Source organism: Pseudomonas indica NBRC 103045, from assembly GCF_002091635.1.
GTDB classification, from domain to species: domain Bacteria; phylum Pseudomonadota; class Gammaproteobacteria; order Pseudomonadales; family Pseudomonadaceae; genus Pseudomonas_M; species Pseudomonas_M indica.
This window is the reverse complement of the sequence record NZ_BDAC01000012.1, coordinates 143,111-158,733: the sequence shown is the minus strand read 5'-3', so window position 1 is coordinate 158,733 and position 15,623 is coordinate 143,111. Positions and strand designations below refer to the sequence as shown.

Here is a 15,623-nt window from a genome sequence, read left to right as displayed (position 1 = left end):
TCTGACTCCTTGTAAAGAATCCGGTCTAAAAACGGACGGGCGCCCCGCATTGCGGTCCGCGGCGCCAACGAGGGGGACCAGCCGATACTTTGAGGGGATTTGCTATGGAATTGAAAGACAAGGTCATCATTATCACCGGCGGCTGCCAGGGCCTGGGCCGCGCAATGGGCGAATACCTGGCCGCCAAGGGCGCGAAGCTGGCGCTGGTGGACCTCAACCAGGAGAAGCTCGACCAGGCCGTGGCGGCCTGCAAGGCACTGGGCACCGAGGCACGCGCTTATCTGTGCAACGTTGCCAACGAAGAGCAGGTGGTGGACACCGTGGCCCGCATCGCCGAGGACTTCGGCGCCATCAACGGCCTGGTCAACAACGCCGGCATCCTGCGTGATGGTCTCACCGTCAAGGTGAAGGACGGCGAGATGACCAAGCTGAGCCTGGCGCAGTGGCAGGCGGTGATCGACGTCAACCTGACTGGCGTGTTCCTCTGCACCCGTGAAGTGGCGGCGAAGATGATCGAGCTGAAGAACCAGGGCGCGATCGTCAATATTTCCTCCATTTCCCGCGCCGGCAACATGGGCCAGGCCAACTACTCCGCGGCCAAGGCCGGTGTAGCCGCCGATACCGTGGTCTGGGCCAAGGAACTGGCGCGCTATGGCATCCGCGTCGCCGGCGTCGCTCCGGGCTTCATCGAGACCGAGATGACCGCCAGCATGAAGCCGGAAGCCCTGGAGAAGATGACCTCCGGCATTCCGCTGCGGCGCATGGGTAAACCTACCGAAATCGCCCACTCCGTGGCGTACATCTTCGAGAACGACTACTACACCGGTCGTATCCTCGAACTGGACGGCGGCCTGCGTCTGTAAGGTGCCGTCGGGGTCGACAATAAAAAAGGCCCCGCGGTCATTGCCGCGGGGCCTTTTTCTTTCTGGCGACGAACTTACCAGCCGACACCGAAGCCCAGGGTATAGCGGGTCTCGTCGAGATCGCCGTCCGAGCCGCTGACCATGTCCTTTTCCACCTTCATGTTCATCGACGCCCAGTCGGTCACCTTGTAGCGCAGCCCGGCCTCGGCATCCAGCGAGTAGTCGGCGACGCCGCCCAGCGGCTTGCCCACTTCGCCGTTGCTGAAGATCTCGATGGTCTTGCCGACCAGGTAGCGGTTGTAGTCCCACTTCACCGCCAGGGAGTAGAAGTTATCCTTCTCACCGTCGGCGTACTCGTAATCCGCACGGTTGATCAGCGAAGCCAAGGAGAACGCGCCCAGCTCGTTGTCCCAGAACTGGTAGCCGGGACCGGTACCCAGGGTGCGCTGGCGGCGCAGGTCTTCGATCTTGTCGCGCTTGTAATCGAAGCGGCCCTGCCAGAACCAGTGTTCGTCGAGGAAGCGGTCCAGCGCGTATTCCGCTTCCCAGTTGTCCGTGCTCTTCACGTCATCCTGGAATTCGCGGTTGTATTCGCCCTTGGCGTTATGCCGCCAGCGGCCGTGGCGTGCCTTGGTCTTGAAATCGATGTCGTAGTCGTCGGTATCGGACTCGGCCCGCTTGTAGTCCATGGAGACATCGACGTTACCGGTCCAGGTCAGGTCTTCCACCACCGGCTTGGGTCGGATGATCTGCGCGATACTGGCCAGTTCAACGGTCTTCGGCTGGTCGCCGTTGGCCAGGATGACCTTGCCCTCTTCCGCCGGCTTCAGCGCCTTGGCGCGCTCTCCGGTGACATCGTCTTCCTTGATCAGCAACTGCTGGTTGCTTTCCAGCGTTGCGACCTTCTTCCAATCGAGGGGGATGGAGCCGCCGTAATCGGTCTCGAGAACCAGCCGGCTCCCGTCGAAGACCTTGATCTTGCCGGTCAGGCGGTCACCGTTCTTCAGCCATACGGTATCGGCGATAGCGGACGCCGAGGCGGCGGTAAGAGCTATACACAGCAGAGTTCTGGACAACATAGGCGGCAATGGCACTCAGAATTCGAAAAACCGGGCATTATCCGCAAGCCCGGCGACTGAGCAAGACTGACCAGCAGTTTTTCCGTGAGTTCAGATCAATCGACCAACGCGCTCCGCCTGTACACCACGGCCAACGCCGATCGGTTGATGGCGTCCGACCCAAGTTATGGTGGCAGAGCGACATACCGAGACAGGACAGGCAGCAGCATGATCGATGACGAAGACGACCAGCGGGAGGAGCGAAGCGAAGAGCCCGCCTGGCCTGCCTCGCCGCCGGAAAGTGCCGAGGCGAGGCGCGAAGCGCTCTACCTGACCTTGAGCCAGGTGCCGCCAGGCAAGGTGGTCAGTTACGGCCAGCTCGCCGAACTGGCCGGGCTCGGGCGCGCGGCGCGCTGGGTCGGCCGCACACTCTCGCAGTTGCCGGAAGGCACCAGCCTGCCCTGGCACCGCGTGCTCGGCGCCGGCGGGCGCCTCAGCCTGCCGGCCGGCACGGCTTCCGGCCACGAACAACGGGCACGCCTGCGGGCAGAGGGTGTGACGATCCACAACGATCGTGTGGATATCCGTCGTCACGGCTGGCGTCCGATGGAGCACAGCGGTTAGAGTGCGCCCTTTACCACGCAATGGGCGCCGCAATGCGCCTTGCCTGCCACGCTCAGGAACGCTGCTAGCAGGTCGTCGAAAAAACGTAGGCGAGGCAGTCGAGACAAGGCCTGGGCGGCCCCACAAAAACAGCCGAAAAAGCGCAGTTTACGTGCTGTAAATGAGCATTTGACTGGGCTCGCATTCGAGGCCGTTTTTAACGCAGTATCGGCAACGCAGGTAGTTTTTAACGGCCTGCTAACAGTGTTGAACACAGGCTCCCCGTACATGACCCGTCGTACCTGGCGCGATGCAGTCGCCGCCTACGCCAGCCCCGCCACCCTGGCCCTGCTTCTCCTGGGTTTTGCCGCCGGCCTTCCCTACATGCTGGTGTTTTCCACCCTGTCGGTCTGGCTCCGCGAAGCCGGGGTCGCGCGGGAGACCATCGGGTTCGCCAGCCTGATCGGCCTGGCTTATGCCTTCAAATGGGTCTGGGCGCCGATGCTCGACCAATGGCGGCTGCCGTTGCTCGGCAAGCTGGGGCGGCGGCGCTCCTGGCTGGTGTTGTCGCAGAGCCTGGTGGCCATCGGCCTGATCGGCATGGCCAACTTCGACCCGCAGATGCAATTGTCCTGGTTGATCGCGCTGGCCGTGCTGGTGGCCTTCGCCTCGGCCACGCAGGATATCGCGATCGATGCCTACCGCCTGGAGATCGCCGAAGACAGCCGCCAAGCCGCGCTGGCTGCTAGCTATATGGCCGGCTACCGGGTCGCCGCCCTGCTCGCCACCGCCGGCGCGCTGTATTTCGCCGAATGGTTCGGCTCCACCAACCAGTTGTACAAGCATGCCGCCTGGGCCAACACCTACCTGCTGTTCGCCCTGCTGATGCTGCCGGGGCTGGCCACCAGCCTGTGGATGCGCGAACCTCCGGCTCCGCCGCATATCCACGCGGCACCGCCGAAGCACGGTTTCTTCCACCAGTTGCTGTCGATCCTTGTCGTGATCGCCCTGGCGATCTCCGTACCCGCCCTGTTCATTCAGTTCTATCAGAGCGATCTGGTGCTGATGTTCAAGGGGGATGTAGCGCCTCAGGATCTGCTTTACAACGACCGCGCCTTCCTGCGTGCACTGCTTTACACCGCCGTGGCTTGTATCTGCGCTTCCGGCCTGTTCTGGGGCGGGCTGGCGCCGGTGCTGAAGACGGCGGCGGCAAAGTACGGTTTCTTCCACCAGCTGCTGTCGGTGCTGCTGCTGATCATTCTGCTGATCTCGGTACCGGCGATGGTCACCCAGTATTACGAGAGCGACCTGGATTTGATGCTGCGGGGCCAACTCAGCCTGCAGCAGTTGCTGCTCTACGACCGCGCCTTCCTGCGTGCGCTGCTCTATACCCTGCTCACCGGCTTGTCCATTTCCAGCCTGTTCTGGGGCGGCATGGCGCCGGTGCTGACACCGATAAACGACTTCATTCACCGCTACCGCTGGCAGGCGTTGCTGCTGCTCGGCCTGGTGGCGACCTATCGGATGTCGGATACGGTGATGGGGGTGATGGCCAACGTCTTCTACATCGACATGGGCTTCACCAAGGACCAGATCGCCAGCGTCAGCAAGCTCTTCGGCCTGGTCATGACTCTGCTCGGGGCCGGGGTCGGCGGGTTGCTGATCGTGCGCTTCGGGATCATGCCGATCCTGTTCATCGGCGGCGTGGCCTCGGCGGCCACCAACCTGCTGTTCCTCATGCTCGCCGGCATGGGCGCGCACCTGCCGATGCTGGTGGTGACCATTTCCTGCGACAACTTCAGCGCCGGCCTCGCCACGGCGGCCTTCGTCGCCTACCTGTCGAGCCTGACCAACCTGAAGTTCTCGGCCACCCAGTACGCCCTGCTCAGCTCCATCATGCTGCTCTTGCCGCGCCTGATCGGCGGTTATTCCGGCGTGATGGTGGAAAAGCTCGGTTACGCGCAGTTCTTCTTCGCCACCGCCCTGCTCGGCGTACCGACGCTGGTACTGATTCTCTGGCAGTGGCGGAGGAATCGCGCCGAACCGAACGGTTCGGCGCCGATGGCGTCCTCGGAGCAGGCCTGACTTACGCCGTCTGGTCGGCGGTCAGCTTACGCGGTGCCGGATGTTCCCCGACCGCCTGTTGCAGATGCACCACCCGCTGCGGGAAGGGAATGCCGACGCCAGCGGCCGTCAGCCGCTCCTTGGCCTGTTCGATGAAGTCGAAGGTCACCGGCCAGTAGTCGGCGGTGGCCACCCAGACCCGCAGCGACAGGTTCACTGCGCTATCGCCCAGGCCGGTGACGAACACCACCGGTGCCGGCTCCTCCAGCACGCGGGAATCCTTGGCGATCTCCAGGAGCACCTGCCTCGCCAGCTTGATGTCGCTGCCATAATCGATGCCCAGGACGATATCCACCCGACGCTTGGCCTCGCGGGAGTAGTTGGTGATGTGGCCGTTGGACAAGCTGCCGTTGGGCACGATCACCACCTTGTTGTCGGCGGTCTTCAGCGTGGTGTGGAAGATCTGGATGCTGTCGACCGTCCCACTCACGCCCTGCGCCTCGATCCAATCGCCCACCCGGAACGGGCGGAACAGCAGGATCAGCACGCCGCCGGCGAAGTTCGCCAGGCTGCCCTGCAGCGCCAGACCGATGGCCAGGCCGGCCGCACCGATGGCGGCGATGAAGGACGTCGTCTCGACGCCGACCATCGAGGCCACGCTGACCAGCAGCAGCACCTTGAGGACGATATTGGCCAGGCTGCCGATGAAGCCGTGCAGGGTCTGGTCGACGCTACGCCTCTTCAGCAGCGCACTGACCTTGTTGGTCAAACGGTTGACCAGCCACCAGCCGATCGCCAGGGTCGCCAGCGCCAGCAGCAACTGGCCGCTGTAGTGCAGGGCGATCGGTAGCCAGGCTTCGGACAGGCTGACGAGATAGTCGAGATTCAGCTCCATGAGGGTTCTCCTTTCGAATGGAATGCGGCCGCCATGATCGAGGCATGGCGGCTGAAAGCCCCCCTCGACAGACTGGAAGCATTGCACTCGCGATTCAGCCGAAACAGCCTGCCTGAGGGTCGGACGCCGTATCGGCGTTGGGGATGGGTCAGTCGCGGAAGTTGTTGAACTGCAGCGGCATGCCGAAGTCCTTGGCGCGCAAATGCGCGATGGCTTCCTGCAGGTCGTCGCGCTTCTTGCCGGTGACGCGCACCTGCTCGCCCTGGATCGCGGCCTGGACCTTCAGCTTGCTGTCCTTGATGTGGGCGACGATCTTCTTCGCCAGCTCCTTGTCGATGCCTTCGCGCAGGATGACTTCCTGCTTCACGGTTTTCCCGGACGGATAGGCATCCTTGAACTCCAGGCACTGGATATCGATCTTGCGCTTGACCAGGGCCAGCTTGAGGATTTCGACCATCTGCTCGAGCTGGAAATCGGCCTCGGCAGTCAGGTTGACGGTCAGGTCCTTGAGTTCGAAGCTGCCCTTGCCGCGCAGGTCGTAGCGCCGGTCCAGCTCCTTGATGGCATTGTCGATGGCGTTGGTGACTTCGTGCTTGTCCAGTTCGGACACCACGTCGAACGAGGGCATGGGATTCCTCCAGATAAACGGCGTAACCGGGTTCACGTAAGGGTCGCGCCTGGCTTGACGGTTAAAATGCGCGGTCATTATAACTGCTCGGACACATACCGCCCGGCGAAGTACCCGGCGCCCATCTCCCTGCAGTGAGCCCTTTCAATGCCCAACCCCCATCTCAGCATTCTGGTGGTGGACGATGCCAAGTTTTCCAGCGCCATGATCGGCCGTGCCCTCACCCAGGCCGGATACCAGGACGTGCGCTATGCCAATAGCGCCGCCGAGGCACTGAAACTGCTCGAGTCGCGCCCGGCCAGCGTGCTTCTGGCCGACTGGCTGATGCCGGAAATGGACGGCCTGGAGCTGACCGCCCGGGTCCGCCAGATCGACGAAATGGCCGATCACTACACCTACGTCATCCTGCTCACCGGCAAGGACGGCGAAAACGTGCTGAGCGAGGCCTTCGACCGGGGCGTCGACGACTTCATCAGCAAGGCCTCGATGAACGAACAACTGGTCCCGCGCATCTACGCCGCCGACCGTCTGTGCAATACCCTCCAGCGCCTGCTACAGGAGAAGCGCCTGCTGATGCAGAACATCGCCAGCCTGGAGCAGCGCAACCTGGTGGACCCGCTCACCGGCCTGGGCAATCCGCGCTACCTGCGCCAGAAGCTGGTGGACAGCCTGCGCCAGGTGGATGCCCGCGGCGGCGCGCTGTGCTATCTGACCATCGGCCTGCACAACGCCGGCGAGCTGCGCCAGCAATACGGCGAACGCTTCTACAACGAACTGCTGCATGGCATCGCCCGCCGCCTGCAGCAACTGGTTCGCCCCCTCGATGTCCTGGCGCGCCTGGACGACAACCATTTCGGCCTGATCACCCTGCTGGAAGACCTGCACGAATGCTCGCCGAGCAGCTTCAAGCGGCTCCATGAAGGACTGAACCTGAAGGCGTTCAAGACCAGCGAGGGCTTCATCACCCTCAAGGCCGGCATCAGCCTGATCGGCCTGGACAGCAAGGCGTTGCCGGTGGAACCGGAACGCCTGATGGAGCTGGCTGCCGATCTGTTGCCAGAGTCCTATGCCAGCGGCCGGGTGGCGGCGCAGCGTCTGCCCTTGCCCACATGAGCTGGCACATCCTCGGTGCCGGCAGCCTCGGCAGCCTCTGGGCCACCCGGTTGTCGCGCGCCGGTGTGCCGGTGCGGCTGGTGCTCCGCAACCGGGCGCGACTGGCTGCCTACCAGGCCGCCGGCGGCCTGACCCTGGTCGAAGACGACCAGGCGAACCTCTACCCCATCGTCGCCGAAACGGCAGACGCCTCCACGCCCATCCGGCGCTTGCTGGTGGCCTGCAAGGCCTACGATGCCGAGGCCGCGGTAGCCAGCATCGCATCGCGCCTGAGCGCTGAAGCCGAGTTGATCCTGTTGCAGAACGGCATCGGCAGCCAACAGGAGGTGGCAGCACGGGTCCCCCGGGCACGCTGCATCCTGGCCTCGAGTACCGAAGGCGCCTTCCGCGACGGCGCCTTCCGGGTGGTCTTCGCCGGCCGCGGGCACACTTGGCTGGGGACATCGGACGAGAGCCATGCACCGGCCTGGCTGGACGACCTGACGCGAGCCGGTATTCCCCACGACTGGACAACGGACATCCTGACCCGGTTGTGGCGCAAGTTGGCATTGAACTGCGCCATCAATCCGCTGACCGTGCTCCACGACTGCCGCAACGGCGAATTGGCGAACCACCCGGAGCAGGTCGCCAGCCTCTGCGCGGAGCTTGCCGAGCTGCTGCTGACCTGTGGCCAGACGGCGGCGGCCGAGGGACTGCTCGATGAGGTGCAACGGGTGATCCAGTCCACCGCCGCCAACTACTCGTCGATGCACCAGGACGTCGCCCAGGGACGTCGCACCGAGATCGGCTATCTGCTTGACCGCGCCTGCACGGAGGGGCATCGCCGTGGCCTGGCGCTACCGCGCCTGACCGCGCTGCAGGCACGCTTGAAGGAAACCCTGGCACTCCGCGGATTGCCCACCGACTGAAGGCCGCGCTAACCTGCCTGTTCTCAGGCAAACGCTGTCCATGACATGACCCTGCGCCAGTACCTCGAAAATCTTTCGGTCGGTCAGAAACTGTTGGCCGCCCTGCTGGTGCTGCTCGCCGCCGTCCTGCTGGTGGCCAACCTGACCTTCATCAGCGCGGCCTATTGGATTTCCCAGGAAAGCGTGGCGCCCGAGGCCTTGCAGACCCTGGGCCGGCTGATCGCCACGCCGTCCCTGAGCAAGGAGGCGCTGTCCTCCCCGGCCGCCGCCGAAGCCGTGCTCAAGCGCCTGGAGGAATACAAGCCACTGCGCGCCGCCGCCATCTACGACCAGAACGGTATCAGCCTCGCCCAGCTCAAGCGCGGCGAGAAACTCGAGCTGCCGGAGCGCATCGAGTTGCTGGAAAGCTGGCGACACAGCGAGTTCCGCGCCAACCAGGTGATCGAACTGCCGCAACCCAAGGGTCGCCCCGGCTATCTGCTGCTGGTGGCCTCCAGCGAGCTGCCCGGCGCCTTCTACACCGGTACCCTCACCGCCAGCCTGGTGATCCTCGCCATCAGCGTGCTGCTCTGGCTACTGGTGGCACGGCAGATCCGCCGCCTGATCACCCGGCCGATCCGGCGCCTGGAAGAGCTGTCGCGCCAGGTGACCCGCGAGGAAAACTATGCGCTGCGCGCCTCGCGCGGCAATCAGGACGAGATCGGCAGCCTGGCGGACGCATTCAACACCATGCTGTCGCGCATGGAAGCCCGCGAACAGCAGCTGCGACGCGCCCGCGATGAAGCCCAGTCGGCCTTCGACAAGGCCCGCAGCCTGGCCGAGGAGACCCGTCACTCCAACCGCAAGCTGGAACTGGAAGTGCAGGTGCGCAGCAAGATCGAGAAAAAGCTCACCGGCTTCCAGAACTACCTGAACAGCATCATCGACTCCATGCCTTCGGCGCTGATCGCCCTCGACGAGCAGTTGTACGTCACCCAATGGAACCAGGAAGCCAGTGCCCTTTCCGGCACGCGTCTGGACGAAGCCCTCAACCAGCCGGTGTTCCTCGCCTTCCCGCCGCTCAAGCCGTTCCTGCCGCAGCTCAAACGCACCGCCGAACAGCACAAGGTGGAGAAGATCGACCGGGTGACTTGGACCAAGGACGACATTCCCCATCACTACGCCCTGACGTTCTACCCGCTGGTGGGCAGTGCGGGCCGTGGCGCGGTGATCCGGATCGACGACATCACCCAGCGCCTGTCCATGGAAGAGCTGATGGTGCAGTCGGAAAAAATGCTCTCGGTCGGCGGGCTGGCCGCCGGCATGGCACATGAGATCAACAACCCGCTGGGCGCCATCCTGCATAACGTGCAGAACATCCGCCGGCGCCTGTCGCCCGACCTGGCGAAGAACCTGCAGCAGGCCGAGGATCTCGGCATCGACCTGCAGACCGTCAACCGCTATCTGGACAGCCGTGAAGTCCCCCGATTGCTGGATGGCATCCAGCAGGCCGGTGCGCGCGCCGCGAAGATCGTCAGCCACATGCTCAGCTTCAGCCGGCGCAGCAACCGCGAGCTGGCGCCCTGCCAGTTGCCCACGCTGATCGATCAGGCGGTGGAAATCGCCGGCAACGACTTCGCGCTGATGGAGGGCTTCGACTTCAAGGGCCTGGCCATCGTCCGCGACTTCGATCCGCAGCTGGGCCCGGTGCCCTGCACCGGCAACGAACTGGAACAGGTACTGCTCAACCTGCTGAAGAACGCCGCGCAGGCCATCCACCAGCGCGAAGACAGTCCGAACCTGCAGCCCGGGCGCATCGTGCTGCGCACCCGCAACAACCCGCCGTGGGCGGAAATCCTCGTGGAAGACAACGGCGTCGGCATTCCCGAGTCGGTGCGCAAACGCATCTTCGAGCCGTTTTTCACCACCAAGGAGATCGGCCAGGGCACCGGGCTCGGTTTGTCGGTGTCCTATTTCATCATCACCAATAATCACAAGGGGCAGATGGAAGTGCAGTCCAAGCCCGGCCAGGGCACCTGCTTCACCCTGCGCCTGCCCTTGGCCGCTGCCGAAAACACGGGACTCTGAACATGGGCTATCGACTGTCGAAGATCTATACGCGTACCGGCGATGCCGGCGAAACCGGATTGGCCGATGGCCGCCGGGTCCCCAAGGATCATCCGCGGGTCGAGGCCATGGGCGAGCTGGACACCCTCAACAGCCAGCTCGGCCTGCTGCTCGCCGAACTGGCCGAACAGCAGGCCCTGTGGCCGGGCCTGGGCGACGTGATCGAAGTCCTGTCGCCCTGCCAGCACCGGCTGTTCGACCTGGGCGGCGAACTGGCGATGCCGGCATACCGTGCGCTGGACCAGGCGGAAATCGAACGCCTCGAAGCGGCCATCGACCGCTGGAACGACGAGCTCGGCCCACTGGAAAACTTCATCCTGCCCGGCGGTTCCCGCCTGGTCGCCCAGGCCCACGTGTGCCGCAGCCAGGCCCGTAGCGCGGAGCGCCGCTGCCAGCAATTGAATGCCGTCGAACCGCTAGAAGGGATCGGCCTGGCCTATGTCAACCGCCTGTCCGACCTGCTGTTCGTCGCCGCCCGCCTGATCGCCCGTCGCCAGCATGTCCAGGAAGTGCTCTGGCAGGCGGCACCCGCACCGGACAAGGGCAGGTGACCGGCGCCCCACTCTCTTCGGAAACCCGGCGGCGCGAAGGCCTGCACGCCGCCTGGGAAGCTTTCATCGTGCTGCTGGTCTGCCTCAACCTGGGGCTGATCCTATTCGACAGCCTGTTCCAACTGGTGCCGATCAACCTGGCGTTGAACGCCCTGGTGCCGGAGCTGCACAGGCTCTATGCGGAAAAGGTCCACGCTCACTTCCAGTTCATCGACTTGGCCTTCGTCGCCGTTTTCATCCTCGATGTGCTGCTCGGCTGGACCGTCGCCATCGTCGAGAAGCGCTATCCGCGCTGGTACTACTACCCCTTCACTCACTGGTATGACGTGCTCGGCTGCATCCCGCTGAGTGGCATGCGCTGGCTGCGCGCCCTGCGCATCCTGGTCCTGGCCATCCGCCTGCAGCGGCTGGGCCTGATCGACATGCGCACCTGGGCGATCTACGGGTTCTTCAACCGCTACTACCAGTTGCTGCTGGAAGAGCTGTCGGATCGGGTCATGGTCCGCCTGTTTTCGCGCCTGCAACAGGAGATCGGCACCAGCGACGATCTCACCCGCCGGCTGGTGGACGGCGTGATCCGGCCACGCAAGGAGCGCCTGATCGCCGACCTTTCGCGGCGCCTCGAAGCCATGCTGCAGGAGGGCTATCACGGCAACCGGGCGGCCATCGAGGCGCATGTCACCCAGCTCGTACGACGCGCCTTGGCGGAGAACCGCGAGCTGGCCCGGTTACGCCGGCTGCCGCTGGGCGATCGGCTCGCGGAAAGCCTCGACGACGCTCTGACCGGCATCGCCCAGAGCCTGCTCCACGGTTCTATCGAGGGCCTGCAGTCCGATACCTTCAAGGCCACTGCCGCTCGCCTGGCGGATGTTTGCTTCGATGCCTGGCTCTACCAGGACGAAGACACCGACCTGGCCCTGGAGGAGCTGCTGGTCGATAGCATCGAGGTCCTCAAGCAGCAGATTCTCGACCGCCGCTGGAGCCGCTTCGTCGGGCCGGAACCTCCACCGACCCCGCCCGAGTGAAGATCGGCGCGATCCGGGCTATCCTTCGCGCCCCTTCACTCTCAGGCATGCCCCCATGAAAGACCGTCTCGTCGAACTGATCACCCTGATAAGCTCGGGCTGCATGGGCCCGGAGGAGATCGAACGGATCGCCGACGAAGCCGCCCAGGCCTATGCGGACCCGCAGGGCTTCCTGAAGGCCAACCCGGATATCAACTACGACGAGGATTTCCCGATCCCGCTGGGCGAGTGGGTAGTGGTGGGCAGCCTGCCGGAAACCGTGCTGTTCCAGGCCGACCGCTTCGACGAGCTGTTGCAGCAGATCATGGACTCGTTCGGCAAGCAGGTGACGTTCAACCTCAAACCCAAGCAATTGGCCAAGGCCGATGCCTTGACCGCGCTGCGACGGATTCAGGTCCAGCTCAGCGCCCTCTACCCGGAAAAGGGCGGCTACGTGCTGACCGACTTCAGCGACCCGTTGGATGACCTGCTGCAAACCGTACTGGTCTATACCTGCGACCTGCCCCGCGTGCTGGACCTGTGCCAGGCGCTGGACATCCACGCAGCCCCGTCCTACGAATTCCTTCGCGAAGAGCTGGAAGGGCCGGAAGCCTGATCAGCGCTTCTCGGACGATTGCGATTGCTGGAGCTTTCGGCGCAAGGGCTCCAGAAGCGCGCCCAAGCCGTTGTGGTCGATCTCGTGCATCAGCGCCAAGAGGCGACCGATCTCGCCGGCCGGGAAACCTTCCCGGGCAAACCAGCCCAGGTACTGGCCGGGCAGATCGGCAATGGCCCGGCCCTTGTACTTTCCGTACGGCATGGTGCGGGTGAGCAACAGCTCCAGGTCTTCCGGCCTCATGGCCACAATCCCCGGATACCGGCAATGCCCTGGGCACCCGCCTCCCAGGCGCGGGGTAGATCCCGCGGCGCCAGGCCACCGAGCAGATAGGCCGGCTGGTTGAACCGACGCAGCAGATCGCTGGCACGCTCCCAGCCCAGCACCTCAGCGCCAGGATGAGTCCGGGTCGGCTGGACGGGCGACAACGTGACGAAATCCACCCCCATTTCCGCCGCCAGTTCCAGCTCTTCGGCGCTGTGGCAGGAAGCCGCCAACCAGCGTTCGGCGGGAAACGGTCGCCCACCGCTCACCAGCTCCCGCAACTGCCGGGCGGTCAGGTGCCAGCCCGCCGCAGGGAAATCACCGAGCCACTCCAGCGGCCCTTTCAGCATGAGCTGGGCGCGACCGGCGCAAAGCCCCTGGGCATCGACGGCCAGGTCGCGGTACTCGGCGTCGAACATATCCGGCGCGCGTAGCTGGACCAGCCTGACGCCGCCGTCCAGCGCAGCCTTCAGGCCTTGCAGCAGCTCGGCGGGACCGAGGTCATCCGGCGTGATCAGGTAGCGATCCGGCAATCGGGCAGCCGCTACGATGGGCCGGTTCGCCGCGGGGAACTCATAGTCCGCCAGCTGCCGTGGCGTTACCCAGGCCAGCGGTTGTCCTTCGGCGCCATGGGGTTCGCCGTCGAAGCCGGAAACCTCCCAGACATCCAGCAGCACGTGCTTGTCCGGGTAGTCATGATGGATCTGGATCAACGGCCGGGCGCTCGTCACGCGGATGCCCAGCTCCTCTTCCAGCTCACGGCCCAGCGCGGCCTGGACCGCCTCGCCCTCTTCGACCTTGCCGCCAGGGAACTCCCAAAGCCCGCCTTGATGCTTGTCCTCGGGGCGTCGGGCGATCAGCACACGGCCATCGCTCCCGCGAATCACCGCGGCGGCGACATGCACCCGCTTCATCCGAGCTTCTCCGTCTCCTCCAGCGCAGCCTGATACCAGCGCTGGAAAGCCGGCCAACGGTAGATGGTCTCGACATAGGCCGCCGCCTCGGCAGGCAGCTCCACGGCGTAGCTGCGGAAACGCGCGGCCACCGGCGCGTAGAAGGCATCGGCGATGCTGGCGTGGCCGAACAGGAAAGGCCCATCCTGACCGAAGCGCGCCCGGCAGTCGGCCCAGAGCGCACAGACGCGGGCAATGTCGGCCGCGGCCTCGTCCGGGATACGTGCCAGCGGCTGGTTGCGCTTGAGGTCCATCGGCAGATGGCTGCGCAGGGCGACGAAACCGCTGTGCATTTCCGCGCAGACCGCGCGCGCCACGGCACGCGCATACTGGCCGCGTGGCCAGAGATGGGATTCGGCGAAGCGTTCGGCAAGATACTCGGCAATGGCCAGGGAGTCCCAGACCGGCCCCTCTTCCGTCTGCAACACCGGCACCTTGCCCGCCGGAGACTCGGCGAGCAACCGGGCCCGACTGTCCGGCTGATAGAGCGGGATACGCAGCTCTTCGTAAGGCTCTTCGGTCAGCTCCAGTACCAGCGCGGCACGCAGCGACCAGGACGAGTAGTTCTTGTTGCCGATTACCAGTTTCATCGCTCTTCCTCTCCGACAAGCTCCAAACCAATCAGTGTGAGGGCTGACCTGACACTACCGTCAAGCCCCCACACCTTTTACTTGCCGCCTACAGCGTGAAGCTCGCCGCTGCCTTAAGTGCGGTATTCCGCATTGATCTTCACGTACTCGTGGGACAGGTCGGTCGTCCAGATGGTCTCGCTGCAGGTACCGCGCCCCAGTTCGATACGGATACCGATCTCCTCGCGGGCCATGACCGCTGCGCCCTGGTCCTCGGTATAGCTGGCGGCACGGCCGCCACGGCTGGCGATGCAGACTTCACCGAGGTAGACATCGATCTTCGACACATCCAGCTTGGGCACGCCGGCACGACCGACGGCAGCCAGGATGCGCCCCCAGTTCGGGTCGGAGGCGAACAGTGCGGTCTTGATCAGCGGCGAGTGAGCCACGGCGTAGCCGACGTCCAGGCACTCCTGATGGGTGGCGCCGCCGTTGACCTGCACGGTCACGAACTTGGTGGCGCCTTCTCCGTCGCGAACGATGGCCTGGGCCAGTTCCATGGAAACGTCCAGCACCGCCTGCTTCAGCGCCGCGAACAGCGGGCCGCTGGCCTGGGTGATCTCCGGCAGGCCGGCCTTGCCGGTGGCGATCAGCATGCAGCAGTCGTTGGTGGAGGTATCGCCGTCGATGGTGATGCGGTTGAACGACTTGTTCGCTGCATCGCGCAGCAGGTCCTGCAGCACGCCCTGGGCGACCTTCGCGTCGGTGGCGATGTAGCCGAGCATGGTCGCCATGTTCGGCTTGATCATCCCGGCGCCCTTGGAAATGCCGGTGACGGTGATGGTGACGCCGTCGTGCTCGAATTGGCGGCTGGCGCCCTTCGGCAAGGTGTCGGTGGTCATGATGCCGGTGGCGGCGGCGGCCCAGTTGTCTTCCGACAGGTCGGCCAATGCGGCGGGCAGTGCCGCCTCGATCTTTTCCACCGGCAGCGGTTCGCCGATCACACCGGTGGAAAACGGCAGCACCGCGTTCTCGTCGACCCCGGCCAGTTCGGCCAGCTTGGCGCAGGTCCGTGCAGCCGCCGCCAGCCCCGGCTCACCGGTCCCGGCGTTGGCGTTGCCGGTGTTGGTCAGCAGGTAGCGGACCGGGCCGAGCACGCGCTTCTTCGCAAGGATCACCGGTGCGGCGCAAAAGGCGTTGAGGGTGAATACCCCGGCCACGGTGGAGCCCTCGGCACAGCGCATCACCACCACATCCTTGCGCCCGGGGCGCTTGATGCCGGCGGAGGCGATGCCGAGTTCGAAACCGGGAACCGGGTGCAGGGTGGGCAGAGGGCCAAGACCAACAGCCATGGATGCGCTCCTTCAATCGTTCTGTGTGCGATGCCGTACCGTCGGCACGGCTGGAAAAACGCCGCGAGCGGCTGGG

16 protein-coding genes are annotated in these 15,623 nt (G+C 64.7%); 9 read left to right on the top strand and 7 right to left on the bottom strand.

Annotated elements, in window-relative coordinates:
* The first annotated feature begins 104 nt into the window (after positions 1–104).
* Positions 105–863, top strand: coding sequence for an SDR family oxidoreductase (locus tag PIN01S_RS15665; RefSeq protein ID WP_084336668.1), 759 nt, complete (start codon positions 105–107; stop codon positions 861–863).
* A gap of 74 nt (positions 864–937) precedes the next feature.
* Here PIN01S_RS15665 and PIN01S_RS15660 read toward each other — a convergent pair whose 3' ends face one another.
* Positions 938–1,942: a DUF481 domain-containing protein gene (locus tag PIN01S_RS15660; RefSeq protein ID WP_084336666.1), complete on the bottom strand. Its 1,005-nt coding sequence runs from the start codon at positions 1,940–1,942 to the stop codon at positions 938–940.
* Positions 1,943–2,149: 207 nt separating this feature from the next.
* Here PIN01S_RS15660 and PIN01S_RS15655 point away from each other — a divergent pair, with 207 nt between their 5' ends.
* Both PIN01S_RS15655 and PIN01S_RS15650 read left to right on the top strand, forming a co-directional pair.
* Positions 2,150–2,545 carry an MGMT family protein gene (locus PIN01S_RS15655; protein WP_084336664.1) on the top strand — a complete coding sequence of 132 codons (396 nt, stop codon included), beginning with the start codon at positions 2,150–2,152 and terminating at the stop codon, positions 2,543–2,545.
* Positions 2,546–2,812: 267 nt separating this feature from the next.
* Entirely contained in the window at positions 2,813–4,609 is a 1,797-nt protein-coding gene (locus tag PIN01S_RS15650) for an AmpG family muropeptide MFS transporter (RefSeq protein ID WP_084336662.1), read from the top strand.
* Position 4,610: 1 nt separating this feature from the next.
* Here the strand turns inward: PIN01S_RS15650 and PIN01S_RS15645 are convergent, their stop codons facing one another.
* Both PIN01S_RS15645 and PIN01S_RS15640 read right to left on the bottom strand, forming a co-directional pair.
* Positions 4,611–5,483 (bottom strand): mechanosensitive ion channel family protein, encoded by an 873-nt coding sequence (locus PIN01S_RS15645; protein ID WP_084336660.1) that lies wholly within the window; start codon positions 5,481–5,483, stop codon positions 4,611–4,613.
* A gap of 148 nt (positions 5,484–5,631) precedes the next feature.
* Complete coding sequence (locus tag PIN01S_RS15640) at positions 5,632–6,111, bottom strand: YajQ family cyclic di-GMP-binding protein (RefSeq protein ID WP_084336658.1); 480 nt, start codon at positions 6,109–6,111, stop codon at positions 5,632–5,634.
* Positions 6,112–6,258: 147 nt separating this feature from the next.
* Here PIN01S_RS15640 and PIN01S_RS15635 point away from each other — a divergent pair, with 147 nt between their 5' ends.
* From PIN01S_RS15635 to PIN01S_RS15610, 6 genes are read left to right on the top strand one after another with little or no spacing between them, the layout of a single operon-like run.
* Positions 6,259–7,224: a response regulator gene (locus PIN01S_RS15635; protein ID WP_084336656.1), complete on the top strand. Its 966-nt coding sequence runs from the start codon at positions 6,259–6,261 to the stop codon at positions 7,222–7,224.
* Positions 7,221–8,132, top strand: coding sequence for a putative 2-dehydropantoate 2-reductase (locus tag PIN01S_RS15630; protein ID WP_084336654.1), 912 nt, complete (start codon positions 7,221–7,223; stop codon positions 8,130–8,132). Before PIN01S_RS15635 ends, PIN01S_RS15630 begins: the two co-directional genes overlap by 4 nt.
* A 45-nt stretch (positions 8,133–8,177) precedes the next feature.
* Positions 8,178–10,199, top strand: a complete 2,022-nt coding sequence (locus PIN01S_RS15625; RefSeq protein WP_084336652.1) for a sensor histidine kinase — start codon at positions 8,178–8,180, stop codon at positions 10,197–10,199.
* A gap of 2 nt (positions 10,200–10,201) precedes the next feature.
* Positions 10,202–10,789, top strand: a complete 588-nt coding sequence (locus PIN01S_RS15620) for a cob(I)yrinic acid a,c-diamide adenosyltransferase (protein WP_084336650.1) — start codon at positions 10,202–10,204, stop codon at positions 10,787–10,789.
* Positions 10,786–11,814: an ion transporter gene (locus PIN01S_RS15615; protein WP_084336648.1), complete on the top strand. Its 1,029-nt coding sequence runs from the start codon at positions 10,786–10,788 to the stop codon at positions 11,812–11,814. Before PIN01S_RS15620 ends, PIN01S_RS15615 begins: the two co-directional genes overlap by 4 nt.
* 55 nt (positions 11,815–11,869) lie before the next feature.
* On the top strand, positions 11,870–12,409 hold the full coding sequence (locus PIN01S_RS15610) for a hypothetical protein (protein WP_084336646.1): 540 nt from the start codon (positions 11,870–11,872) through the stop codon (positions 12,407–12,409).
* On the opposite strand, the gene PIN01S_RS15605 is transcribed toward PIN01S_RS15610, so the two are convergent.
* The 4 genes from PIN01S_RS15605 to argJ all read right to left on the bottom strand — a co-directional run bounded on the left by PIN01S_RS15605 (position 12,410) and on the right by argJ (position 15,547).
* Entirely contained in the window at positions 12,410–12,652 is a 243-nt protein-coding gene (locus PIN01S_RS15605; protein ID WP_084336644.1) for a DUF3820 family protein, read from the bottom strand.
* Entirely contained in the window at positions 12,649–13,587 is a 939-nt protein-coding gene (locus PIN01S_RS15600; protein WP_084336642.1) for a Nudix family hydrolase, read from the bottom strand. Before PIN01S_RS15600 ends, PIN01S_RS15605 begins: the two co-directional genes overlap by 4 nt.
* Positions 13,584–14,216 (bottom strand): glutathione S-transferase family protein, encoded by a 633-nt coding sequence (locus PIN01S_RS15595; RefSeq protein ID WP_084336640.1) that lies wholly within the window; start codon positions 14,214–14,216, stop codon positions 13,584–13,586. Before PIN01S_RS15595 ends, PIN01S_RS15600 begins: the two co-directional genes overlap by 4 nt.
* Before the next feature lie 113 nt (positions 14,217–14,329).
* On the bottom strand, positions 14,330–15,547 hold the full coding sequence (argJ, locus tag PIN01S_RS15590) for a bifunctional glutamate N-acetyltransferase/amino-acid acetyltransferase ArgJ (protein ID WP_084336638.1): 1,218 nt from the start codon (positions 15,545–15,547) through the stop codon (positions 14,330–14,332).
* Positions 15,548–15,623 lie beyond the last annotated feature (76 nt).